We start from the raw sequence: 22,527 nt of genomic DNA on the forward strand, positions 1-22,527 counted from the left end.
CCTTCACATCCGAGAGGCAAATGCCCACATGGCCGACATCTCCTTTTCCCTGCACGCTGAACAGACCCTGGAATCCCTGCTGGAGCGCATGAGCGAGTTCGACGCCCTGGCGGATCTGGACATGGACATCATCGACGGGGTGCTGACGCTCGAGTTCGAGGACGGCGGCAAGGTCATCATCAATCGCCAGGAAGCCGCCAACCAGATCTGGCTCGCCTCCCCCGAAGGACCCGCCCACTTCGGTTATGACGCCGGCCAGGACGCCTGGCTCAACGACCGCACCGGCGAGAGCCTCACCGACACGCTGAACCGGGTGCTGAGCGCCGGTTGCGGCGAGCAGATCCGATTGTAATCAAGGTCAAAAGACTGACCGCGAAGGACGCGAAGTGGCTATGCGCCAAAGGCTTTCCAGGCGTCCTTCGTGAGACCTTTGCGGTCAGGCTCTTCGAACAGCATTTGCATGTTGGGGTGAGCTCAGCGAACCCCAACGGGGGTGGCTTCCGACGCTCCGCACTGTTGGGGTTCGCTCCTCACCCCAACCGACAATTGATCAGGCATCTCCCTGGCATCAACAGCAGTATCTCTGCGCATTCCGCGTTCCGGCATTCACTTCACTTGCGTCTGTTCGCGGACTGAATCGCCTTTCAGCCCTGTTCTCCCCGCGGTGCGCGCAGGCGGCTTTCCACGGCCAGCAGGACCGCCTGGGGGCGTTCCGATTTCATGGCCTCATCCAGCAGGGTCCAGGTCTCGGCGAATCCCTCCCTGTCGCGCAGCTTCATGCGCGCGAGCCCGATGGACAGGCTGCGGAACTGGCGAAAGAAAAGGTAGCTGAACGTGGCGACGATCAGACCCGCCCAGGGCTGGCCCTGGAACCACAGGTACACCGCCACGCCATAGCCGACAAAGGTCAGAACGAAGATGAGCGCGGCATAGTGGTGCACCGTGGACACCACCTGCTCAAGGCGCTCACGGTGCGTATCGATCTCTTCCTGGCTGAACATGACGGGTCCGGAGGGTGACGAAAAGTTCAAGGTTCAAAGTTCAAAGTTCAAAGTTCAAAGGCGTGTCACCTGGTCTTCTCCTTGAACCTTGAACTTTGAACTTTGAACTTTGAACCTTGAACTTTGAACCTTGAACTTTGAACCTTGAGCTGCCCTCACGACGAGCAACTCACCTTGATCTCCGACGCCCATTCCGGGGGCAGATCCGCGTAGGCCTCCAGCTCCGGCTGCTCGTCGAAGGGCCGTTCCAGCATCCGCCGCAATCCATCCACCGCGCTGAAATCCCTGTCCTTCTCCGCCTGCGTGATAACCATCTGCGCCAGGTGATTGCGCAGGATGTACTTGGGATTCACTGAAAGCATGTGCGCCAGGCGATCTTCGTCAGGGCGGTCCTCCTGGTCCAGGCGGTCACAATAGTCACCCATCCAGGCATCGAAGGCCTCGGGCTCGCGAAAGCCCCAGCGGATGCCGCCGTACCAGCCCGGCTCGTGGAACCGGCCCACCGCACGGAAAAAGCGCGTGTAATCAATGCTGCTTTCGGCCATGAGCGCCAGCAGGCGGCTGACCAGTTCCCGATCGCCGTCACGGACTTCCAGGAATCCCAGCTTCTCGCCCATGCGTTCCTGCCAGGCCCTGTCAAACAGGACCTCGAAATCATCCAGCACCGCCGTGGCCCGTTCCCTGGCCGCCTCTTCGTTGGCGTCAATCAAGGGCAGCAGCGCCTGTGCCAGGCAGGCCAGATTCCACCAGGCGATCCCGGGCTGCTGGTCGAAGGCATAGCGTCCCTGAGGGTCGGAATGATTGCAGATGTGGCCGGGATCGTAGGCGTCCAGGAACCCGTAGGGACCATAGTCGATGGTCAATCCCAGGATGGACATGTTGTCGGTGTTCATCACGCCATGGGCAAAGCCCACCGCCTGCCAGCGGGCGATCAGCCCTGCGGTGCGCTCGACCACTGCCTCCAGCAGGGCCAGGTAAGGGTTGTCCCGTTCCGCAAGCTCCGGGTAGTGATGCGAGATGACGTAGTCGGCCAGTTCCTTCAGCCGCTGCTCCTGGCCCGAGTGGGCGAAGTACTCGAAATTGCCGAAGCGCACATGGCTCCGCGCCATGCGCACCAGGATCGCCGCCGACTCCACCTCCTCGCGGTACACGGGCATGTCGCTGCCCAGGATCGTGAGCGCCCGGGTGGTGGGGATGCCGAGTCCGTGCATGGCCTCGCTGGCCAGGTACTCCCGGATGGTGGACCGCAGCACCGCCCGCCCGTCGGCACTCCGGGAAAAGCGCGTGGGGCCGCTGCCCTTGAGCTGCAGTTCCCATCGTCCGCCGTCCGGGGCCTCCACTTCGCCCAGTATCACGGCACGCCCGTCGCCCAGCCGGGGCACATAGACGCCGAACTGATGCCCCGCGTAGACCATGGAGACGGGCTCCATGCCCGGCAACGGCACCTGCCCGGTGAAGGCGTTGACGAACTCCGCCCGGTTCGCCTCCTCGGGATCCAGTCCGATCAGCTCGGCCGCCTTCTCGTTGAAGGCGACACGATAGGGTTGGGGAAACGGGGCCGGTGGCGGACGATCATAGAAGTCATCCGGGAGACGGGCGTAGGAATTGATGAACCTGAGGAACTCTAATGTCGGCATGGAGCGATGTTGCTGTTTTCAGCAATTTATATCAAGACAGAGGCCGCGCGGGAAAGCGGAAAGAGGGTGGTTTTTTCCCAATTCCCAATTCACACTTCGCACTTTCGCTCCCCGACGCCACCCATGTCCGACCCCGTTCCCTTCCGCAATCGCCTGACCAAGAATCTCCGTCACTGGTCCAGATGGGCGCGCCGGCAGGGTATCGAATGCTTTCGCATCTACGATCGGGACCTGCCGGAGTTTCCGGTCGCCATCGATCTCTATGCAGGCCGCCCCCACGTGCAGGCCTACGAGACCCGCTGGGATGCCGATGAGCAGACCCACGATGCCTGGGTGGACACGGTGCGGAAAACGGTGGCGGAGTTGTTCGGGACCCCGCCGGGCGAACTGGCCTTCAAGGTGCGGCGGCGGCAGAGGGGAACGGCGCAGTACGAGGCCACGGGCCGCCCGCCCGCCCCCTTCGTGGTGCAGGAGGGAGGGCTCCAATTCGAGGTGGATCTGCATCGTTACCTGGACACGGGGCTGTTCCTGGATCACCGGCGCACCCGTGCCATGGTGCGCGACCAGGCGAAGGACCGGCGGTTGCTCAACCTGTTCGCCTACACCGGCAGCTTCACGGTCTACGCGGCCGCAGGCGGTGCGGCAGCCTCCCTCAGCCTCGATCTCTCCAATGCCTACCAGGAGTGGACGCGACGCAACCTCGGGCTCAACGGCCTGGACCTGCCGCAGCACAGGCTCGAGCGCCGCGACGTGATGGACTGGCTGGAGGATTCACCCCGGCTCGGTGAGCGCTTCGACCTGATCGTCCTGGACCCGCCGTCGTTCTCCCACTCCAAGGCCATGCAGACCACGCTCGACGTGCAGCGCGATCACCCCTGGATGATCAACCGGGCCCTCGGCCTGCTGTCGCCGGAAGGCGTGCTGTATTTCTCCAACAACCGGCGCGGATTCAGACTCTACGAAGGTGAACTGATCCCCTGCCACGTGGAGGAGATCACGAAACAGACTGTTCCGGAGGACTTCCGGCGCCACAGGCCGCACCGCTGCTGGGTGATACGGCGGGGAAGCTGGAAGCCGGGGCTGAAGTGAGAAGTGTGAATGGAAGTGCGAAGTGTGAATTGGGAAGTGCGAAATAACCCCTCTGACCCATACCCTTGGGCCATCCTTCCCACTTCCCAATTCACACTTCGCACTTCGCACTTCAAACGTCATTCCACCAGCTGGATGATATGCCCCCCCGAGCGCTCGTCCCGGGTCAGCCCGATCAGGCCTTCCTTTTCCGCCGCCTCCAGCAGTTCGCTGAATGAGCGGAAACCGTAGTAACTCTCGTTGAAACCCGGCTTGCGGCGCTTGATGGCCTGCTTGACCATGGAACCCCAGACGGGTTCGTCTTCTCCACGTTCTGTCTGGAGGGCCTCGGCCGTCTCGACGATGAGGTCCATGGCCTCCTGCTTCTTGTCGTCGCCTTCCGGTTCGGACTTCTTCGCCGAGGCCCCCTCCTTGCCACCGGACTTGGCCGGCTTGCGGGGCTTGCGCTTCTTCTGGGCGGCCTCCCGCACCAGGTCGTCGTAGTAGATGAACTCGTCGCAGGCCGCGGTGAGCAGGTCGGAAGTGGATTTCTTTACGCCCACGCCGATCACCAGCTTGTTGTTCTCCCGCAGCTTGGCCACCAGGGGCGAGAAATCGGAATCGCCGCTGATGACCACAAACGCATCCACATGACCCTTGGTGTAACAAAGATCCAGTGCATCCACCACCATGCGGATATCGGCGGAATTCTTCCCGGACTGGCGCACGTGGGGAATCTCGATGAGCTCAAAGGCAGCCTCATGCATGGGCGCCTTGAATTCCTTGTAGCGGTCCCAGTCGCAATAGGCCTTGCGCACCACGATGTTGCCCTTGAGCAGGAGCCGCTCCAGGACCCTGCCGATATCGAACTTCGGATACTTGGCCTCGCGCACACCGAGCGCGATGTTCTCGAAGTCGCAGAACAGCGCCATGTTGCGGATCTCAGCGGGACTCGACATGGGGGACCTCTCCGGGCAGTGTCAGCCTTCAGCGTACATCAAAGCGGCGGGGGTGTGGCTGTATTCCGTTGTGGGACGCAGAGGGCGCAGAGACGCAGAGAACGCAGAGCCTTTTGATCAAGAATCCTTTGCGCTCTCCGCGTCTCTGCGGCCTCTGCGTCAAGTCCCCAACCCCGCTCAGGCCGCCGGATCCATGATCTCGAGCCCGCCCATGTAGGGGCGCAGGGCCTCGGGGATGTGGATGCGGCCTGCAGCGTCCTGGTGGTTCTCCAGTACCGCTACCAGGGTGCGGCCCACGGCGAGCCCGGAACCGTTCAGGGTGTGCAGCAGCTCCGGCTTTCCGGTGTCCGGATTGCGGTAGCGGGCCAGCATGCGCCGGGCCTGGAAGTCCTCGAAGTTGGAACACGAGGAGATCTCCCGGTAGGTGTCCTGCCCCGGCAGCCAGACCTCGATGTCGTAGGTCTTCGCGGCCGAGAACCCCATATCGCCGGCGCACAGGGCCATCACCCGGTAGGGGAGCTCCAGCCGTTGCAGCACCTGCTCCGCATGGCCGGTGAGCGCTTCCAGCGCGTCCCAGGAACGCTCCGGCTGCACCAGCTGCACCAGTTCCACCTTCTCGAACTGGTGCTGGCGGATCAGCCCGCGCACATCCTTGCCGTAGGACCCGGCCTCGGAACGGAAACAGGGGGTATGGCACACGAACCGGGCAGGTACATCACCGGCCTCCAGTATGCTGTCGCGCGCCAGGTTGGTGACCGGCACCTCGGCGGTGGGGATCAGGTAATAGCCATGCTCCGCGATATGAAAGAGATCCGCCTCGAACTTGGGCAACTGCCCCGTGCCGCGCAGGGAATCGGCATTGGCGAGATAGGGAACATACACCTCCTCGTAGCCGTGCTCGCGCACGTGAAGGTCCAGCATGAACTGAACCAGTGCCCGATGCAGGCGTGCCATGGCGCCGCGCTTGACCGCAAAACGGGCGCCAGCGAGTTTCGCGCCCGCAGCGAAATCCAGCCAGCCGTGCGGTTCGCCCAGGCTCACATGGTCGCGCACCGGGAAGTCGAAGCGCCGCGGCTCACCCCAGCGGCGCACCTCCATGTTGGCCTTCTCGTCCAACCCGTCCGGCACCGAGGCATGGGGAACGTTGGGGATGCCCATGAGAAACTCGTCCAGCTCGTCCTGGAGCCCGGCGAGCCGGGTTTCGGCCTCTGCCAGCGCCTCGCCGATGCGCGAGACCTCCGCCTTGAGAGGCTCGATGTCCTCGCCCCGGGCCTTGGCCTGGCCGATCGCCCTGGAGCGGCTGTTGCGCTCGCTCTGCAGCTCCTGGGTGTGCACCTGGATCTGCTTGCGCTCCGCCTCCAGACGGGCGAAGGTCCCGGTGTCCAGTTCGAAGCCCCGACGGGCCAGCCGCGCGGCGGTCTCTTCCAGTTCGTTACGCAGGCGTTTCGGATCCAGCATGGGGCGTTCCTGGCTCGCAATTCACGGGAAAATCAGGGGCGAATGTTAACACAGCAGCCGAAGCTCCCGGGACGGGGTGGTGCTAGAATGAGAAGATCGTTTCAAGAGCCCCGACGCAAGGGCGCCAGTACACAGTGATACGGGAAAACGCCCTTTGAGAAATTAACGCCGTGCGCCCCTCCGTCCACCCTTTCAGACAGTGAATCCCACATCATGCACGCAGAAGCCCGACAGACCACCCTCGACGCCCGGCAACGGGAAGACCTGATGCGCGACCTGGCGGCGGCCCTCCCGGCGGAAGGGCTGCTGCACACCGTCGAGGACATGCGTCCCTACGAGTGCGACGGTCTGGCCGCCTACCGGCGCCTGCCCATGGCGGTGGCGCTGCCGGAGACCCTGGAGCAGGCCCAGGCGGTCTTGCACCTCTGCCGGGAAGCGAAGGTACCGGTGGTCGCCCGGGGCGCGGGTACGGGGCTCTCCGGCGGTGCCCTGCCCCTGGAGAACGGCCTGATCCTTTCATTGGCCCGCTTCAACCAGATCCTGGAAGTGGACGTGGAGAACCGCTGTGCCGTGGTGCAGCCCGGCGTGCGCAACCTGGCCATCACCGAGGCAGCAAGCCCGCACGGGCTCTACTACGCCCCCGACCCCTCCTCCCAGATCGCCTGTACCATCGGCGGCAACGTGGCGGAGAACTCCGGTGGCGTGCACTGCCTCAAGTACGGGCTCACGGTGCACAACGTCATCGGACTGAAGTTCCTCAATATGGACGGCGACCTCATCACCCTGGGCGGCAAGACCCTGGATGCCCCCGGCTACGACCTGCTGGCGCTGATGACCGGCTCCGAGGGCATGCTGGGCGTCATGGTGGAGGTCACCGTGCGCCTCTTGCCCAAACCCGACCGGGCGCAGGTGCTGCTGGCCTCTTTCGACCAGATCGACGATGCGGGTCACGCGGTGGCCGCCATCATCGGCGCGGGCATCATTGCGGCGGGCCTGGAGATGATGGACAACCCCGCCATCCGCGCGGCCGAGGATTTCGTGCACGCCGGCTACCCGGTGGACGCCGCCGCCGTGCTGCTGTGTGAACTGGACGGCAGCAACGCGGAAGTCTCGGAACAGATCCTGGAAGTGCGGGAACTCCTGCTGGCCCACAAGGCCACCGCGGTGCTTACCGCCGAGACCGACGAGCAGCGGGACCGCTTCTGGGCCGGGCGCAAGGCGGCCTTCCCCGCCGTGGGCCGCATCTCGCCGGACTACTACTGCATGGACGGCACCATCCCCCGCAAGCATCTGGCCACGGTCCTGAACCGTATCGGCACGCTCGGCGAGGCGTACGGCCTGCGGGTGGCCAACGTCTTCCACGCCGGCGACGGCAACCTGCACCCCCTGATCCTGTTCGATGCCAACAACGAGGGTGAGCTGGAGAAGGCCGAGGAACTCGGGGGCGAGATCCTCGAACTGTGCGTGGAGGTGGGCGGCACCATCACCGGAGAGCACGGTGTGGGCGTGGAGAAGCTCAACCAGATGTGCGTGCAGTTCAGTGCCGAGGAACTGACCCAGTTCCACGCCATCAAGGCCGCCTTCGACCCGGACGGACTGCTCAACCCCGGCAAGGCCGTCCCCACCCTGCACCGCTGCGCCGAGTTCGGCGCCATGCACGTCAAGCAGGGCAAGCTGCCGTTTCCGGAACTGCCACGGTTCTGAAAGGCTTGACCGCGACGCAAAGGCGCAAAGACGCGAAGGGTCGCGAAGATCTTGTTAATCAAAGATCTTCTTTGCGTTCCTCTGCGTCTTTGCGCCTTTGCGTCGCGTTTGATCTTTTCCGCAGTTAGCGCGCCGGGCGCGTGTGCTGGGTGCGGAATTTCTGCGGGCGGTGTTTGCGGCCCGTGCGGTTGCCCTCGCCGCCGGTCCTGCCGGTGCCGGCGGGCTGGTAGCGCGGCACAAGATGGCGCTTGCCGTTGCCGATGAGGTCGGCGCGGCCCATCTTCTCCAGGGCCTCGCGCAGCAACGGCCAGTTCTCGGGATCGTGGTAGCGCAGGAAGGCCTTGTGCAGTCGTCGCTGACGCAGGCCCTTGGGTGAAACCACCGCCTCCGCCCCCTTGCGGCGCACGTTCTTCAGCGGATTGCGGCCCGAGTGGTACATGGCGGTGGCGAGTGCCATGGGACTCGGCAGGAAGGCCTGCACCTGGTCGGCGCGAAAGCCGTTGCGCTTGAGCCACAGGGCAAGATTCATCATGTCCTCATCGGTGGTGCCCGGGTGCGCGGCGATGAAATACGGGATCAGGTATTGCTCCTTGCCCGCCTCCTTCGAGAACCTGTCGAACAGGGCCTTGAACCGGTCATAGCTGCCCATGCCCGGCTTCATCATGTGGGACAGGGGCCCCTGCTCCGTATGCTCCGGGGCGATCTTGAGATACCCGCCCACGTGGTGGGTCACCAGTTCCTTCACGTACTCCGGGGATTCCACCGCCAGGTCGTAGCGCAGGCCCGAGGCGATGAGCACCTTCTTCACACCCGGCACTTTGCGCGCCCGGCGATACAGGTGGATCAGGGCGCTGTGGTCGGTGTTCAGGTTCTTGCAGATCTCCGGATACACGCAGGAGAGGCGCCGGCAACTGGCCTCGATCTTCTCGTCCTTGCAGGCGATGCGGTACATGTTGGCGGTGGGACCGCCCAGGTCCGAGATCACGCCGGTGAAGCCCTTGACCTTGTCGCGGATCTCCTCGATCTCCCGGATGACGGATTCTTCCGAGCGGTTCTGGATGATGCGCCCCTCGTGCTCGGTGATGGAACAGAAGGTACAGCCGCCGAAACAGCCGCGCATGATGTTCACCGAGAAGCGGATCATCTCCCAGGCGGGGATGCGCGCATCCCCATACGCGGGGTGCGGTGCCCGGGCATAGGGCAGATCGAACAGGGCGTCCATCTCGGGCGTGGTGAGCGGGATGGGCGGGGGATTGAGCCACACCTCCTTGTCGCCGTGGCGCTGTACCAGTGCCCGGGCATTGCCCGGGTTGGTCTCCAGGTGCAGCAGCCGCGAGGCATGGGCATAGAGCACCGGATCGCTTTTCACCTTCTCATAGGACGGCAGGCGCACCACGGTCATGCCACGGGGATGGTCCCGGGGGATCTCACGGTGCAGGTGCACCACCTTCACCGGCGGCGGCGCATCGGGCACCTGTTCCGCCGACTCGCAGGTGGCGGGCGTGACCATGGCGTAGGGATCGGGATGGGGGTCCACCGTGCCCGGTGTGTCCACTTCCGTGGAATCCAGTTCCACGAAGCCGCCGGGCACCGCGTCACGCAGGAAGGCCGTGCCGCGCAGGTCCCGGATGTCTCTCGGGTGCTCGCCCTTCGCCACCCGGTGGGCCACATCCACCAGGGCGCGCTCGGCGTTGCCGTAGAGCAACAGGTCCGCTTTCGAATCCAGCAGAACGGAGCGGCGGACCTTCTCGGACCAGTAGTCGTAATGGGCGATACGGCGCAGGGAGGCCTCGATGCCGCCAATGATCACCGGGGTATCCTTAAAGGCCTCCCGGCAGCGCTGGGTGTAGACGATCACCGCCCGGTCCGGACGCCTGCCGCCCTCGTCGTCGGGGGTGTAGGCGTCGTTCCGGCGGATCTTCCGGTCCGCCGTGTAGCGGTTGACCATGGAGTCCATGTTGCCCGCGGTGACCCCGAAGAACAGGTTGGGCCGCCCCAGGCGCTGGAAGTCCTCCGTCGAGGTCCAGTCCGGCTGGGCGATGATGCCCACCCGGAAGCCCTGGGCCTCCAGCAGGCGGCCGATGATGGCCATGCCGAAACTGGGGTGATCCACGTAGGCGTCGCCGGTGACCAGGATGATGTCGCAGGAATCCCAGCCGAGTGCCTCCATCTCCGCCCGGGACATGGGCAGAAACGGCGCGACGCCGAGGCGTTCCGCCCAGTACTTGCGGTGGGAGAAGATGTTGCTGGCGCGAAGCATAAGGGTCGATTCAAAATTCAAGATTCAAAATTCAAGATTCAAGAGGGCCATTCCGGGGACGTGCACGACCTTGCGCCCCGACCCCTCCCTTGAATCTTGAATGTTGAATCTTGAACTCGCTCGTTGCGGTTCCGAGAAATTCAGTCAGGTATTAGACGCGTGCCGGGGCAGAAATTCAATCGGGGGCCGGAGTCGTGGCGGCAGGAAATGCCTGATAGCCACAGAGGACACAGAGGACACAGAGAGGATACGGAACACCCACATCAGAGCGGATTACGCCCCCCGAGAACCGGATGCGATGACTTTTCCTCTGTGCCCTCTGTGCCCTCTGTGGCCAAAAACCCGCCTTACCCCGTCACCCCTTCGATCAGGACCACCGCATGGGCCGCGATGCCCTCCTCCCGGCCGGGGAAACCGAGGCGCTCGGTGGTGGTGGCCTTGACGCTGACCCGGTCCAGGGCCACGCCCAGATCGTCCGCCAGATTGGCGCGCATGGCCTCGATGTGGGGGGCCATCTTCGGCGCCTGAGCGATGATCGTGGCGTCCACGTTTCCCACCCGGTAACCCTGATCCCGGATGAGTTCCGCCACCCGGTGCAGCAGCACCCGGCTGTCGGCACCCTTGTAGGCCGGATCCGTGTCGGGGAAGTGCCGGCCAATGTCGCCCAGCGCCGCTGCGCCCAGCAGGGCGTCGCACAGGGCGTGGATCAGCACGTCGCCGTCGGAGTGGGCGGCGAAGGCGCGGGTGTGCGGGATGCACACCCCGCCCAGGACCAGATGGTCCCCGTCTCTGAAGGCGTGCACATCGTAGCCGTGTCCGATGCGGATGTTCATAATGGTCGGCTCCTGGTTCGAAAGAGGTTCTCGCCGTCGAGACCCTCTGCGGAAAACCCTTCGCCTTGACTCAACGCTGCCCCAGAAAGAACTCCGCCAGCGCCAGATCGGCCGGGCTGGTGATCTTGATGTTGGCCGGGCTGCCTTCCACGAGGCGCGGAGCATGGCCGGCGCGTTCCATGGCGGAAGCCTCGTCGGTCACCAGCGCGCCTTCGGACAGGGCCGATTCCAGCGCTTTCGTGAGCATCCCCAGACGAAACATCTGCGGCGTGAAGGCACGCCACAGGTGACTGCGATCCACGGTGTCCGTCACCCGGCCACCGTCATCCGAACGCTTCAGGGTGTCACTCACCGGGGTGGCCAGCAGGCCGCCCACCAGGTCGTCGGCCAGTCTGTCCAACAGGCGATCCAGGTCGTCTCTGCCCAGGCAAGGGCGCACCGCGTCATGGACCAGCACCCAGTCATCGGCCGCCGCCTGGCCCTTGAGCGCATGCAGGGCGTTGAGCACCGAGTGGCAGCGCTCCTCGCCGCCGTGCACGATGAGCAGCGGCCTGTCCGTACGCACCCGCAGGGTCTCGTAGAACGGATCATCTGCGCCGATGGCCACGGCGAGTCCGGTGATGCGCGGGTGATGAATGAACACGTCAAGGGTGTGTTCCAGCACCGTCCGGCCGGCCAGTTCCAGATACTGCTTGGGACGGTCGGCTCCCATGCGACGGCCCACCCCGGCTGCGGGGATCACGGCCCAGAAGGCGGGGGATGCGGTCATCGGGCGTCGCCGGTCTGCTCGACCACCTGGAAGAAGATCTCATCGCGACGGATCATACCCAGGTCGCGCCGGGCCCGCTCCTCGATGGCGTCCAGGCCTGTCTTGAGGTCGGTGACCTCCGCATCCAGGGCGGCATTGCGGGTGCGCAGTTCCTCGTTCTCGGCACGCTGGGTCTCCAGGGCCTGACGAAGCTGCCACACCTCGGCGACACTGCCCTCGCCGATCCACAGCTTGTACTGCAGCCCCAGCAACAGCACCACCAGCAATCCGGTCAGCCACTTCATGGGCGGTTAGTGTAACCCAGATGCGCGGGGGATCCATTGGGCATGGGCAAAAGTACCCCGACGCAAAGACGCAATGGCGCAAAGGGTTAATGAAGAATAGAGCGGTCTGCGGAATTTTGGGATAATCACTGCTCGCATATCCGCTTGTATCTGCCTTTAACGACAAGAAGTCTTTGCGTTCCTTTGCGCCATCGCGTCTTTGCGTCGCGGTTCCTTTCCACCCTCATCCCAACTGCCTGAAAGCACCCCGCCCGGCGTATTTCGCGGCGCTGCCCAGGGCCTCCTCGATGCGGATGAGCTGGTTGTACTTGGCCACGCGGTCCGATCGGGACAGGGAGCCTGTCTTGATCTGGCCGGCCCCTGTGGCCACGGAGAGGTCGGCAATGGTGACGTCCTCGGTCTCGCCGGAGCGGTGGGAGATGACGGCGGTGTACCCGGCATCGTGGGCCATGCGGATGGCGGCCAGCGTCTCGGTGACCGTGCCGATCTGGTTGAGCTTGATGAGGATGGAGTTGGCGATGCGCCTGTCGATCCCTTCCTTCAGGATTCCGGTGTTGGTGACGAACAGGTCGTCACCCACCAGCTGAACCCGGCGGCCCAGCTTCTCCGTAAGCAGCGCCCAGCCGTCCCAGTCGTCCTCGGCCATGCCGTCCTCGATGGTGAGTATCGGATACTGATCCACCCAGCCGGCCAGGTGGTCGACAAACGCCGCTGGCTCGAAACTGCGGCCCTCGGATTCCAGCACGTACTTTCCATCCTTGTGGAACTCCGAACTGGCGCAGTCGAGCCCCAACCAGATCTCTTCACCCGCCTTGAACCCCGCCAGTTCGATGGACTCCAGGATCACCTCGATGGCCGCCTCGTTGGAAGGCAGGTCCGGCGCGAAACCGCCCTCGTCACCCACGGAGGTGGACGCCCCCCGGGCGTTGAGCACCTTCTTGAGCGCATGAAACACCTCGGCACCATAGCGCACGGCCTCGGCGATGGAATCGGCGCCCACCGGCAGGATCATGAACTCCTGCATATCCACGCTGTTGTCGGCGTGGGCCCCGCCGTTGACGATGTTCATCATGGGCACGGGCAGGGTCACCGCTTGCTCGCCGCCCAGGTGACGGTACAGGGCCTGCCCGGCGTCGGCGGCGTTGGCGTGTGCAGTGGCCATGGAGACCGCCAGCAGGGCGTTGGCACCCAGACGGCTCTTGTTGGGTGTACCGTCCAGTTCGATCATGCGTTCATCCACGGCCGCGAGTTGGGTGGCCTTCATGCCCAGCAACGCCTCGCGGATTTCCCCGTTCACATGGGAGACGGCCTTGCGCACACCTTTGCCCCCGTACCGCGCATCGCCGTCACGCAGCTCGATGGCCTCCCGCGCGCCGGTGGAGGCGCCGGACGGCACCGCCGCCCGGCCGCGGGCGCCGGAAGCCAGGGTGACTTCGGCCTCCACGGTGGGGTTGCCGCGGGAATCAATGATCTCGCGGCCGTGAATGTCGACGATCTCGGACATGGTCGGTGAATCCTCTGGATCTTCAGGTTTGGAATCTGATTATGAATGGACAGGATGAACAGGATTTACAGGATTCAAAGAGCCGTTCTTGCAATCGTGTAAATCCTGCCTGAACTTTCCATGGTTCTTACATCCTGTTAATCCTGAAAAATCCTGTTCATCCTGTCCGTTCATTTGTTCAAGAAACTTGACTCAATAAAACCCTGGCGCTTGACGGTGTCATCCAGGGTCTTGAGCGTGACCAGCAGTTCTTCCATCAGCGGCAGCGGCCAGGCGTTGGGGCCGTCGGAGAGCGCCTTTTCCGGGTCGGGATGGGTTTCCATGAACAGGCCCGCGACGCCCGAGGCTACCGCTGCCCGGGCCAGGACGGGAACGAACTCCCGCTGCCCTCCGGAACTGGTACCCCGCCCCCCGGGCTGCTGCACGGAATGGGTGGCGTCGAACACCACGGGACAGCCGGTCTCGCGCATCACCGCCAGCCCGCGCATGTCGGAAACCAGGGTGTTGTAGCCAAAGGACACTCCGCGCTCGCAGACCATGATCTGTTCATTGCCCGTCTCCCGCGCCTTGTCCACTACGTTGGCCATGTCCCAGGGGGCCAGGAACTGGCCCTTCTTGATATTGACGGGCCGGCCCTGACGGGCCACGTTCTGGATGAAATTCGTCTGCCGACAGAGAAATGCCGGCGTCTGCAGTACATCCACCACGGAGGCCACTTCCTCAAGGGGCGTGTCCTCGTGCACATCGGTGAGCACCGGCACGCCGATCTGCCGCTTCACGGCCTCCAGGATGCGCAGACCCTCTTCCAGCCCAAGGCCGCGGAAGCTCCTGGTCGAGGAGCGGTTGGCCTTGTCGAAGGAGGACTTGTAGATGAAGGGAATGCCCGCCCGGTCGGTGATCTCCTTAAGCCGGCCGGCAGTCTCCAGGGCAAGCTGTTCGCTTTCGATCACGCAGGGACCGGAAATGAGAAACACCGGGTGATCGAGACCCGCCTGGAAATGACACAATTTCATGAATTCAGTCGCTCTTGGTCTGGGTCTTCTCGTGCTGGGCGCGCGCAGCACGGATGAACCCGGCAAACAGGGGGTGTCCATCCCGGGGCGTGGAGGTGAACTCCGGGTGGAACTGGCAACCCAGGAACCATGGATGGTCATTGAGTTCCACCACTTCCACGAGGGTGCCGTCGGCGGAGCGGCCGGAGATCACCAGGCCTGCCGCGCTCAGGGTGTCCAGGTAACCGTTGTTGAACTCGTAACGGTGACGGTGGCGCTCGGTAATGTCGTCGCGTCCGTAGCACCGATGCGCCAGGGTGCCCGGCGTCAGGTGGCAGACCTGTCCGCCAAGGCGCATGGTGCCGCCCAGATCGGAATCCTCCGTGCGCTGCTCGAGCCGGCCGTCGCGATCCTTCCATTCCGTGATGAGCGCGATCACCGGATGCGGGGTATGGGGCCGGAACTCGGTGCTGTGCGCATCGTCGAGCCCTGCCACGTGGCGCGCGAACTCGATCACCGCCACCTGCATGCCCAGGCAGATGCCCAGGTAGGGGATGCCGTTCTCCCGAGCGTGGCGTACCGCGGCAATCTTGCCCTCCACGCCACGCTCGCCGAACCCCCCCGGCACCAGGATGGCATCCAGTCCGTCGAGGCAGGCGGTGCCCTCGTTCTCGATCTTCTCGGAGTCCACGTAACGGATATTGACCTTGGTGCCGGTATGGATGCCCGCGTGTGTCAGTGCCTCGTTGAGCGACTTGTACGACTCGGTGAGATCCACGTACTTGCCCACCATCCCGACGGTGACCTCCGACTCCGGAAACTCCATGGCGTTGACCACATGCTTCCAGTCGGAGAGATCGGCCGACGGGGCCTCGATATGCAGCTTGCGCAGGACGATCTCGTCCAGCTTCTGGGCGTGCAGCCACAGGGGAATCTTGTAGATGTTGTCCACGTCCACCGCGGAGATGACCGCCTTCTCCTCCACGTTGGTGAACAGGGCGATCTTGCGCCGTTCGCCTTCCGGCAGCGGCTGATTGGCGCGGCACAGCAGCACGTCCGGCTGGATGCCGATGGAGCGCAGTTCCTTGACCGAGTGCTGGGTCGGCTTGGTCTTGATCTCGCCGGCTGCGGCGATGTACGGCACCAGGGTCAGGTGGATGAACAGCGCATTCTCATGGCCCATCTCCACGCCCATCTGGCGGATGGCTTCCAGAAACGGCAGTGACTCGATGTCGCCCACCGTGCCGCCGATCTCCACCAGGGCGATATCGGCGCCTTCGGCACCCTCACGGATGCTGCGCTTGATCTCGTCGGTGATATGCGGGATCACCTGCACCGTGCCGCCGAGATAGTCACCACGGCGCTCTTTGCGGATCACGTTCTCGTAGATCTGCCCGGTGGTGAAGTTGTTGCGGCGGCCCGTCTTGATGCGCACGAAGCGCTCGTAGTGGCCCAGATCAAGGTCCGTCTCGGCCCCGTCCTCGGTGACAAAGACCTCGCCGTGCTGGAAGGGACTCATGGTGCCCGGATCCACGTTGATATAGGGATCCAGCTTCAGCAGCGTGACCTTGAGGCCCCGGGCCTCCAGAATGGCCGCCAGCGATGCGGATGCAATACCCTTGCCCAGGGAGGAGACGACACCCCCTGTAATAAACACATATCGCGTCATGAATTGACTCTTGGCGAGTGAACCGGCCCGGCGGCACGAGACGGGCCCAAAGCTTAGCAAATCCGGGCTGTTCACTCAATTGCGCATGAACCGGCCAGGTGCCCGGACCATGCACCGCAACATCGGCTCGGGGGCGCCCCAACACGGTGATTGCGCGCCTTTCGCCGATGACTCCGGGCCCGCGTTTCCGACCCGGAGATCCTTCATGTTGAGACCCCGGGCCTTGCAATCTGGCCCGGACTCCCACATGGTAAATAAGAGATCACCGTCCGGCCCGTGGCCGGGTGGCCACCCAGGGACCGGCTGCGGGTGATCCTGCCAGACCGTGGGAGCCGCCGGGAAATCGGCTCCAGGCTCGGTACCATCCCGCAGGGGACAACTGAAGTGGTCCGGCAGTATCCGGGCGCACGTCGTCACATCAGGGTCCGGACCATGCATCCGGCCCATCCAACGGGGCCCCGGAACCCGGCGCCCCGTGAGGTCACAGTCCGCAGGGCCGGGCCGTCAGACCTCATCGCTGACAAACTCAAACGCGATACCGACAACGGCGGCACAGCCGCCCACGAAACACCAGCCCCGTGGCGGCAGCAACCGGCGCCACGGCGGAAAACCGTGATACCGGTGACATCCGGGCCATCCGGGTGCCGCCGATTCATCCTTCGAGCCAGTTCAACGAGGTAGGACAGCCATGTCATCCACAGTCAAACAGCAGGAATTCGGCGACGCCCCCACAGAGGTCCGCGATACCGAGCACTACCAACACGAGTACGTCAAGTCGTTCGTGGACAAGTGGGACGAGCTCATCGACTGGGACAGCCGCAAGGCCAGTGAGGGTGATTTCTTTATCCGCACCCTCAAGGAACGTGGCGCACAACGCATCTTGGACGTCGCCACCGGCACGGGCTTTCACTCCGTCCAACTGGTCGAGGCCGGCTTCGACGTGGTCAGTGCCGACGGCAGCGCCGAGATGCTCGCCAAAGCCTTCGAGAACGGGCGCCGCCGCGGGCACATCCTGCGCACCATCCAGTCAGACTGGCGCTGGCTCAACCGGGACGTACACGGGCGCTTCGACGCCATCGTCTGTCTGGGCAACTCCTTCACGCACCTGTTCAACGAGAATGACCGCCGCAAGACCCTGGCCGAGTTCTACTCCGCGCTCAACCATGACGGGGTGCTGATCCTCGATCAGCGCAACTACGATTCCATCCTGGATCACGGCTACTCCAGCACGCATACCTTCTACTACTGCGGCGACAACGTGGAGGTGAAGCCCGAGTACATGGACGAGGGTCTCGCCCGCTTCCAGTACAGTTTTCCGGACAAGTCCGTCTACCACCTGAACATGTACCCGCTGCGCAAGGCCTACGTACGCCGCCTGATGCGCGAGGTGGGCTTCCAGCACATCGAAACCTTCGGCGACTTCAAGGAAACCTACCGTGAAGCCGAACCGGACTTTTTCATTCATGTTGCCGAGAAACAGTATCGGGAGGAATGAACATGACCCAGAACTACACCGGCGCGGTAGCAACCGCACGCGAGTATTACAACAGTGACGACGCCGACACGTTCTATCACCGGGTATGGGGCGGCGAGGACATTCATGTGGGGCTCTACGAGTCCGACGACGAACCCATCTTCGACGCCAGCCGCCGCACGGTGGCCCACATGGGTGATCTGCTTGGCGAACCGTCCTCCGACATGCATATCCTGGACCTGGGCGCCGGCTATGGCGGCTCGGCCCGCTACCTCGCCAGCACCTTCGGCTGCCGGGTGGTGGCACTGAACCTCAGCGAGGTGGAGAACGAGCGCAACCGGGAGAAGACCCGCGCCCATCACCTGGACAAGCTGATCGAGGTGGTGGACGGCAGCTTCGAATCCGTGCCCTATCCGGATGCCAGCTTCGACGTGGTCTGGTCCCAGGACGCCATCCTGCACAGCGGCAATCGCCGGCAGGTCATCAAGGAGGTGGCGCGTCTGCTCAAACCGGGCGGTGTCTTCATCTTCACCGATCCCATGCAGACCGACGACTGCCCCGAGGGCGTGCTGGAACCCATCCTGGCGCGCATCCACCTGGACACCCTGGGCTCTCCTTCCTTCTATCGCGAGGCCTGTGCCGCGGAAGGTCTCGAGGAGATCGGCTTCGAGGAACACGCCGAACAGCTGCCCCGCCACTACGGCCGGGTGCTGCGCGAGACCGAGGCGAAGGAAGACTCGCTCAAGGGCGAGATCTCGGAGGAGTACATTCAGCGCATGAAGAAGGGCCTCGGCCACTGGATCGAAGGCGGCCGAAACGGCCACCTCACCTGGGGCATCTTCCGTTTCCGCAAGCCCGCCTGATACCCATCTCGACATCACCCGGCCCGCGCCGGCCGGGTGAATGTCTCAAACCCCATTCAAACCAAGGAGCAACCATGAACAAATCCTACCTGTTTACCTCGGAGTCCGTGTCCGAGGGCCACCCGGACAAGCTCTGCGACCAGGTCTCCGACGCCATCCTGGACGCCTATCTGGCCCAGGATCCCAAGGCCCGCGTGGCCGCCGAAACCTTCTGCACCACCGGCGTAGTGGCCGTGGGCGGAGAGGTGAAGTCCAGCGCCACGGTGGAGCTTGAGAAGATCGTGCGCGACGTGGTGCGTGACATCGGCTACACCAGTTCCGAGATGGGTTTCGACGCGGACACCTGTGCGGTGATGAACCTGCTGGGCGAACAGTCGGCGGACATCAACCAGGGCGTGGATCGCTCCCGTCCGGAGGAGCAGGGCGCCGGCGACCAGGGCCTGATGTTCGGCTACGCCTGTGACGAGACCGAGGTGCTCATGCCCGCGCCCATCCACTTCGCACATCGCCTGGTACGCCGCCAGTCCGAAGTGCGCAAAAACGGCACGCTGCCCTGGCTGCGCCCGGACGCCAAGAGCCAGGTGAGCTTCCGTTACGAGAACGGACGCGCCACCACCGTGGATGCCGTGGTGCTCTCCACCCAGCACGCCCCCGAGATCGAACAGAAGGATCTGCACGAGGCCGTCATGGAGGAGATCATCAAGCCGGTGCTGGGCGACAAGCTCCACAAGGACACCCGTTACCACATCAACCCCACCGGCCGGTTCGTCACCGGTGGCCCCCTGGGCGACGCCGGTCTCACCGGGCGCAAGATCATCGTGGACACCTACGGCGGCATGGCCCGTCACGGGGGCGGCGCCTTCTCCGGAAAGGACCCCTCCAAGGTGGACCGCTCCGCCGCATACGCTTGTCGTTTCGTCGCCAAGAACATCGTGGCCGCGGGGCTGGCCTCGCGCTGCGAGGTGCAGGTCTCCTACGCCATCGGCGTGGCCGAGCCCACATCCATTGCCGTGGAAACCTTCGGTACCGGCAAAGTGGACGAGCAGACCCTCACCGCCCTGGTGCGCGAGCACTTCGACCTGCGCCCCTACGGCATCCTCACCATGCTCGACCTGGAGCGTCCCATCTACCGGCCCACGGCCGCCTACGGCCACTTCGGTCGTGAGGATCTGGACGTGACCTGGGAACGCACGAACAAGGCCAAGGAACTGGCCGAAGCGGCCAAGGGACGCAAGGCCTCCTGACGGAGGGTCAGAAAAAAGGCGGCCGGTTGGCCGCCTTTTTTGAAGGTGGAGGGATGAAGGTGGAGGGATGAACGAAACCATTACTCCGTCACCCGCCACCCGCCAATACCTCTCACCCCTCGCTGCCGGGGGGCCGGCATCCCGGTAGGATGGGCAAAGCGCAGCGTGCCCATGCGGAAGGGCGGAGCGGGACGGGGCCTGTCACTTGTCACTCGTACCCGTCACCAGTCGCCTTTCGCTCGTTGCTGACTCCCTCACTCGTTCAAGCCGGCATCCGCATGGGCACGCTGCGCTTTGCCCGTCCTACGGTCCCACTCACTCCTCAAGCCATCCGCATGGGCACGCTGCGCTTTGCCCGTCCTGCGGTCTGTGTCAGTGCTCCTGAGTCCCTGACGGCTATCCATCTCCCGGCCAGAACACGGCGACGAGTGTCTCACCCCGGTACACCAGGGGGATCCGTTCCCGCTCCCACGGAGGCACCCCGCGCTCCTGCATCAGCTTCTTGAGTTCCCGGGTCCTGCCCCGGAGGCGCAGGGTCTCGCCGCCTTGACGGAAGCTGACCGTGAAAGACTCGTTCGTTTCAGGCGTCACGCCCTGGCCTCGCAGCCAGTCGGGCGTGAGCACCACCCCGAGAGACGGGATCGGGAGATCGCTCTTGCCGTCCCAACGCAAATGCTGGCGCGGATCGTGTCTGGCCGGGGGCACCATGGCGTGGAGCGCATCCCGATATCGGCGAATCTGTGCGCCATCCCAGACAACGCAAGGGGTGGTGTCGGCGCCCGCGGTCAGGACATCGTCCAGTACGCTCTGGAGGCGTGCCAGGGACGGCAGGGGCAGCCCCTTCTCCATGAGCCAGAAGCGCAGGACATTGCGGATACGGGCCGGGCGCAGGACCGTGAGCGCGACGACCGACAACGTGCCGGGCGTTTCGCCCCGAAGGCCCTCCAGGTCCTGGCGCGCCAGGTCGCCCAGCAGCGCCAAGGCCTCTGCCTGATGCCCTGCCGCCCGGGCCAGGGTCTCGTCCAGGGCCGGCCAGCGCTCGCGAAGCGCGGGCATGACATGACATCTCAACAGGTTACGATCGAAGCGGGTATCCAGATTGCTGTCATCCTCGATCCAGCGCAGACCATGAGTCCGGGCATGGGCCTCCAGCCGGCCCCGGGAGACATCGAGCAGCGGCCGGCCGTGCCATCCGGCACCCAGCGGCTGCCATAGAGGCATGGAGGCAAGGCCCGCGGGCCCCGCGCCGCGCAGCAACTGCAACAGCAGGGTCTCGGCCTGATCACGCCGGTGGTGGGCCGTGAGCAGCCCGTCGCCCGGCAAAAGCCTGTCCTTGAATGCCTGGTACCGGGCCGAGCGCGCTGCCGCCTCGGGACTTTCCCCCTCCGCCCCACGGGCATCCACATACAGGACCTCCAGCGGTACCCCCAGGGAATCGCACACGCCCCGGCAATGGCTCACCCAGCGTTCGGCCTGCGGGCTCAGCCCATGGTGCACATGCAGCGCGCGAACCTCGGGAAACCCCTCGCCGCGAAGCGCGGCCAGGGCATGGAGCAGCACATGGGAGTCGAGACCGCCGCTGTAGGCGACGAGGTAGCGGGGGGCGGGAGGGAGACGCTTCAGGGTGTCGTATAGGGCATCGTGCATCTTCGAACTCGAAGTACGAAGCGGGAAGTCAGAGAAGTGCGAAGTGAAGTGAGAAGTGGGAACTGGGAAGGGCGAATAAAACGACCCTCACCCCGACCCTCCCCCACAGCACGAGGGAGGGTTGCGCAGGGACCTTCTCACTTCCCAATTCCCACCTCCTACTTGAATTCATCCTTCCTTGAACTGCCCATACCCCATCAGGCGCTGGTAACGGCGTTCCAGCAGCTGGTCGGTGTCCATGGCGCGCAGGGTCTGAAGGGATTCGGACAGCGCGTCGCGCAGGTTGTCGGCCATCTGTGCGGGATCACGATGGGCGCCGCCGAGGGGTTCGGGAACGATGGTGTCGATCAGCCCCAGTTCCTTGAGGCGCGAGGAGGTGATGCCCAGGGCCTCCGCAGCATCTGCCGCACGCTCGGCACTCTTCCAGAGGATGGAGGCACATCCCTCGGGGGAGATCACCGAATAGGTGCTGTACTTGAGCATCATGACCTGGTCGCCGACGCCGATGGCGAGCGCGCCGCCGGAACCGCCCTCACCGATCACCGTACAGATCACGGGCGTGCGGAGGCCCGCCATGATCTGGAGGTTCTTGGCAATGGCCTCGCTCTGGCCGCGCTCCTCGGCGCCCACGCCCGGATAGGCCCCGGGGGTGTCGATGAAGGTGAGTACCGGCAGGCGGAAGCGCTCGGCCAGACGCATGAGCCGCAGGGCCTTGCGATAGCCCTCGGGGCGCGGCATGCCGAAGTTGCGGCGGATCTTCTCCTTGGTGTCACGGCCCTTCTGGTGGCCGATGACCATCACCGGCTCACCGTCGAGCCGGGCCAGCCCCCCCACGATTGCGGGATCGTCCGCATAGTTGCGATCGCCGTGCAGTTCCTCGAAGTCCGTGAACAGGCGCTGAATGTAATCCAGCGTGTAAGGCCGTCGCGGATGGCGCGCCAGTTGCGCCACCTGCCAGGCGCTGAGCTTGGCGAAGATGGACTCCGTCAGCGAGGTGCACTTGGATTGCAGCCGGGAGATCTCGTCATGGATGTTGACTTCGGCGTCATCACCCACGTAGCGAAGTTCCTCGATCTTGGCCTCAAGTTCGGCGATCGGCTGCTCAAAGTCGAGAAAGTCAGGATTCATATAACAGTGCCGGTTCTGGATTGGTCATGGTCG

19 protein-coding genes are annotated in these 22,527 nt (G+C 64.3%); 6 read left to right on the forward strand and 13 right to left on the reverse strand.

Going from position 1 to position 22,527, the window contains the following annotated elements:
• Window positions 1-28 precede the first annotated feature (28 nt).
• On the forward strand, window positions 29-352 hold the full coding sequence (gene cyaY / locus THITHI_RS0100470; RefSeq protein WP_018231099.1) for an iron donor protein CyaY: 324 nt from the start codon (window positions 29-31) through the stop codon (window positions 350-352).
• 292 nt (window positions 353-644) lie between these two features.
• Here the strand turns inward: cyaY and THITHI_RS18215 are convergent, their stop codons facing one another.
• Both THITHI_RS18215 and THITHI_RS0100480 read right to left on the reverse strand, forming a co-directional pair.
• Window positions 645-1,001 (reverse strand): hypothetical protein, encoded by a 357-nt coding sequence (locus THITHI_RS18215; RefSeq protein ID WP_018231100.1) that lies wholly within the window; start codon window positions 999-1,001, stop codon window positions 645-647.
• A 155-nt stretch (window positions 1,002-1,156) separates the two neighbouring features.
• A complete protein-coding gene (locus tag THITHI_RS0100480) occupies window positions 1,157-2,638 on the reverse strand; it encodes a protein adenylyltransferase SelO (RefSeq protein WP_018231101.1) in 1,482 nt (493 codons plus the stop codon).
• Window positions 2,639-2,761: 123 nt separating this feature from the next.
• On the opposite strand from THITHI_RS0100480, the gene THITHI_RS0100485 reads away from it, so the two are divergent.
• On the forward strand, window positions 2,762-3,727 hold the full coding sequence (locus tag THITHI_RS0100485) for a class I SAM-dependent methyltransferase (RefSeq protein ID WP_018231102.1): 966 nt from the start codon (window positions 2,762-2,764) through the stop codon (window positions 3,725-3,727).
• 119 nt (window positions 3,728-3,846) lie between these two features.
• Here the strand turns inward: THITHI_RS0100485 and THITHI_RS0100490 are convergent, their stop codons facing one another.
• Window positions 3,847-4,665 carry an NYN domain-containing protein gene (locus THITHI_RS0100490; RefSeq protein WP_018231103.1) on the reverse strand — a complete coding sequence of 273 codons (819 nt, stop codon included), beginning with the start codon at window positions 4,663-4,665 and terminating at the stop codon, window positions 3,847-3,849.
• A gap of 177 nt (window positions 4,666-4,842) precedes the next feature.
• Entirely contained in the window at window positions 4,843-6,123 is a 1,281-nt protein-coding gene (gene serS / locus THITHI_RS0100495) for a serine--tRNA ligase (RefSeq protein WP_018231104.1), read from the reverse strand.
• A 213-nt stretch (window positions 6,124-6,336) separates the two neighbouring features.
• Between serS and THITHI_RS0100500 the strand changes: the two genes are divergently transcribed.
• Window positions 6,337-7,827 carry an FAD-linked oxidase C-terminal domain-containing protein gene (locus THITHI_RS0100500; protein ID WP_018231105.1) on the forward strand — a complete coding sequence of 497 codons (1,491 nt, stop codon included), beginning with the start codon at window positions 6,337-6,339 and terminating at the stop codon, window positions 7,825-7,827.
• Window positions 7,828-7,951: 124 nt separating this feature from the next.
• On the opposite strand, the gene THITHI_RS0100505 is transcribed toward THITHI_RS0100500, so the two are convergent.
• The 7 genes from THITHI_RS0100505 to THITHI_RS0100535 form a co-directional block, all read right to left on the reverse strand.
• Complete coding sequence (locus tag THITHI_RS0100505; RefSeq protein ID WP_018231106.1) at window positions 7,952-10,087, reverse strand: YgiQ family radical SAM protein; 2,136 nt, start codon at window positions 10,085-10,087, stop codon at window positions 7,952-7,954.
• Window positions 10,088-10,434: 347 nt separating this feature from the next.
• Window positions 10,435-10,923 (reverse strand): 2-C-methyl-D-erythritol 2,4-cyclodiphosphate synthase, encoded by a 489-nt coding sequence (ispF, locus tag THITHI_RS0100510; RefSeq protein ID WP_269646186.1) that lies wholly within the window; start codon window positions 10,921-10,923, stop codon window positions 10,435-10,437.
• A gap of 67 nt (window positions 10,924-10,990) precedes the next feature.
• Entirely contained in the window at window positions 10,991-11,689 is a 699-nt protein-coding gene (gene ispD, locus THITHI_RS0100515) for a 2-C-methyl-D-erythritol 4-phosphate cytidylyltransferase (RefSeq protein ID WP_018231108.1), read from the reverse strand.
• A complete protein-coding gene (ftsB, locus tag THITHI_RS0100520) occupies window positions 11,686-11,973 on the reverse strand; it encodes a cell division protein FtsB (protein WP_018231109.1) in 288 nt (95 codons plus the stop codon). Before ftsB ends, ispD begins: the two co-directional genes overlap by 4 nt.
• A gap of 223 nt (window positions 11,974-12,196) precedes the next feature.
• Window positions 12,197-13,477 carry a phosphopyruvate hydratase gene (eno, locus tag THITHI_RS0100525; protein ID WP_018231110.1) on the reverse strand — a complete coding sequence of 427 codons (1,281 nt, stop codon included), beginning with the start codon at window positions 13,475-13,477 and terminating at the stop codon, window positions 12,197-12,199.
• Window positions 13,478-13,647: 170 nt separating this feature from the next.
• Window positions 13,648-14,490, reverse strand: a complete 843-nt coding sequence (gene kdsA / locus THITHI_RS0100530) for a 3-deoxy-8-phosphooctulonate synthase (protein ID WP_018231111.1) — start codon at window positions 14,488-14,490, stop codon at window positions 13,648-13,650.
• A 4-nt stretch (window positions 14,491-14,494) separates the two neighbouring features.
• Complete coding sequence (locus THITHI_RS0100535; RefSeq protein WP_026185927.1) at window positions 14,495-16,138, reverse strand: CTP synthase; 1,644 nt, start codon at window positions 16,136-16,138, stop codon at window positions 14,495-14,497.
• A gap of 688 nt (window positions 16,139-16,826) precedes the next feature.
• Here THITHI_RS0100535 and THITHI_RS0100540 point away from each other — a divergent pair.
• The 3 genes from THITHI_RS0100540 to metK all read left to right on the forward strand — a co-directional run bounded on the left by THITHI_RS0100540 (window position 16,827) and on the right by metK (window position 19,719).
• Window positions 16,827-17,633: a glycine/sarcosine N-methyltransferase gene (locus THITHI_RS0100540; RefSeq protein WP_018231113.1), complete on the forward strand. Its 807-nt coding sequence runs from the start codon at window positions 16,827-16,829 to the stop codon at window positions 17,631-17,633.
• 2 nt (window positions 17,634-17,635) lie between these two features.
• Window positions 17,636-18,475: a methyltransferase domain-containing protein gene (locus tag THITHI_RS0100545; protein WP_026185928.1), complete on the forward strand. Its 840-nt coding sequence runs from the start codon at window positions 17,636-17,638 to the stop codon at window positions 18,473-18,475.
• 74 nt (window positions 18,476-18,549) lie between these two features.
• Window positions 18,550-19,719, forward strand: coding sequence for a methionine adenosyltransferase (metK, locus tag THITHI_RS0100550; RefSeq protein WP_018231115.1), 1,170 nt, complete (start codon window positions 18,550-18,552; stop codon window positions 19,717-19,719).
• A gap of 396 nt (window positions 19,720-20,115) precedes the next feature.
• Here metK and tilS read toward each other — a convergent pair whose 3' ends face one another.
• The gene (gene tilS, locus THITHI_RS21070; RefSeq protein ID WP_018231116.1) at window positions 20,116-21,366 is read right to left on the reverse strand and encodes a tRNA lysidine(34) synthetase TilS; all 1,251 of its coding nucleotides are present in this window, start codon (window positions 21,364-21,366) and stop codon (window positions 20,116-20,118) included.
• Between the two features lie 168 nt (window positions 21,367-21,534).
• The gene (locus THITHI_RS0100560) at window positions 21,535-22,494 is read right to left on the reverse strand and encodes an acetyl-CoA carboxylase carboxyltransferase subunit alpha (protein WP_018231117.1); all 960 of its coding nucleotides are present in this window, start codon (window positions 22,492-22,494) and stop codon (window positions 21,535-21,537) included.
• Window positions 22,495-22,527: the final 33 nt, after the last annotated feature.

Source organism: Thioalkalivibrio thiocyanodenitrificans ARhD 1 (assembly GCF_000378965.1).
Lineage (GTDB): Bacteria > Pseudomonadota > Gammaproteobacteria > Ectothiorhodospirales > Ectothiorhodospiraceae > Thioalkalivibrio_A > Thioalkalivibrio_A thiocyanodenitrificans.

What these genes read in the sequence shown, in the direction of transcription:
- cyaY (WP_018231099.1), top strand. Translation starts at nt 29, where the DNA reads ATGGCCGACATCTCCTTTTCCCTGCACGCTGAACAGACCCTGGAATCC.
- THITHI_RS18215 (WP_018231100.1), bottom strand. Translation starts at nt 1,001, where the DNA reads ATGTTCAGCCAGGAAGAGATCGATACGCACCGTGAGCGCCTTGAGCAG.
- THITHI_RS0100480 (WP_018231101.1), bottom strand. Translation starts at nt 2,638, where the DNA reads ATGCCGACATTAGAGTTCCTCAGGTTCATCAATTCCTACGCCCGTCTC.
- THITHI_RS0100485 (WP_018231102.1), top strand. Translation starts at nt 2,762, where the DNA reads ATGTCCGACCCCGTTCCCTTCCGCAATCGCCTGACCAAGAATCTCCGT.
- THITHI_RS0100490 (WP_018231103.1), bottom strand. Translation starts at nt 4,665, where the DNA reads ATGTCGAGTCCCGCTGAGATCCGCAACATGGCGCTGTTCTGCGACTTC.
- serS (WP_018231104.1), bottom strand. Translation starts at nt 6,123, where the DNA reads ATGCTGGATCCGAAACGCCTGCGTAACGAACTGGAAGAGACCGCCGCG.
- THITHI_RS0100500 (WP_018231105.1), top strand. Translation starts at nt 6,337, where the DNA reads ATGCACGCAGAAGCCCGACAGACCACCCTCGACGCCCGGCAACGGGAA.
- THITHI_RS0100505 (WP_018231106.1), bottom strand. Translation starts at nt 10,087, where the DNA reads ATGCTTCGCGCCAGCAACATCTTCTCCCACCGCAAGTACTGGGCGGAA.
- ispD (WP_018231108.1), bottom strand. Translation starts at nt 11,689, where the DNA reads ATGACCGCATCCCCCGCCTTCTGGGCCGTGATCCCCGCAGCCGGGGTG.
- ftsB (WP_018231109.1), bottom strand. Translation starts at nt 11,973, where the DNA reads ATGAAGTGGCTGACCGGATTGCTGGTGGTGCTGTTGCTGGGGCTGCAG.
- eno (WP_018231110.1), bottom strand. Translation starts at nt 13,477, where the DNA reads ATGTCCGAGATCGTCGACATTCACGGCCGCGAGATCATTGATTCCCGC.
- kdsA (WP_018231111.1), bottom strand. Translation starts at nt 14,490, where the DNA reads ATGAAATTGTGTCATTTCCAGGCGGGTCTCGATCACCCGGTGTTTCTC.
- THITHI_RS0100535 (WP_026185927.1), bottom strand. Translation starts at nt 16,138, where the DNA reads ATGACGCGATATGTGTTTATTACAGGGGGTGTCGTCTCCTCCCTGGGC.
- THITHI_RS0100540 (WP_018231113.1), top strand. Translation starts at nt 16,827, where the DNA reads ATGTCATCCACAGTCAAACAGCAGGAATTCGGCGACGCCCCCACAGAG.
- THITHI_RS0100545 (WP_026185928.1), top strand. Translation starts at nt 17,636, where the DNA reads ATGACCCAGAACTACACCGGCGCGGTAGCAACCGCACGCGAGTATTAC.
- metK (WP_018231115.1), top strand. Translation starts at nt 18,550, where the DNA reads ATGAACAAATCCTACCTGTTTACCTCGGAGTCCGTGTCCGAGGGCCAC.
- tilS (WP_018231116.1), bottom strand. Translation starts at nt 21,366, where the DNA reads ATGCACGATGCCCTATACGACACCCTGAAGCGTCTCCCTCCCGCCCCC.
- THITHI_RS0100560 (WP_018231117.1), bottom strand. Translation starts at nt 22,494, where the DNA reads ATGAATCCTGACTTTCTCGACTTTGAGCAGCCGATCGCCGAACTTGAG.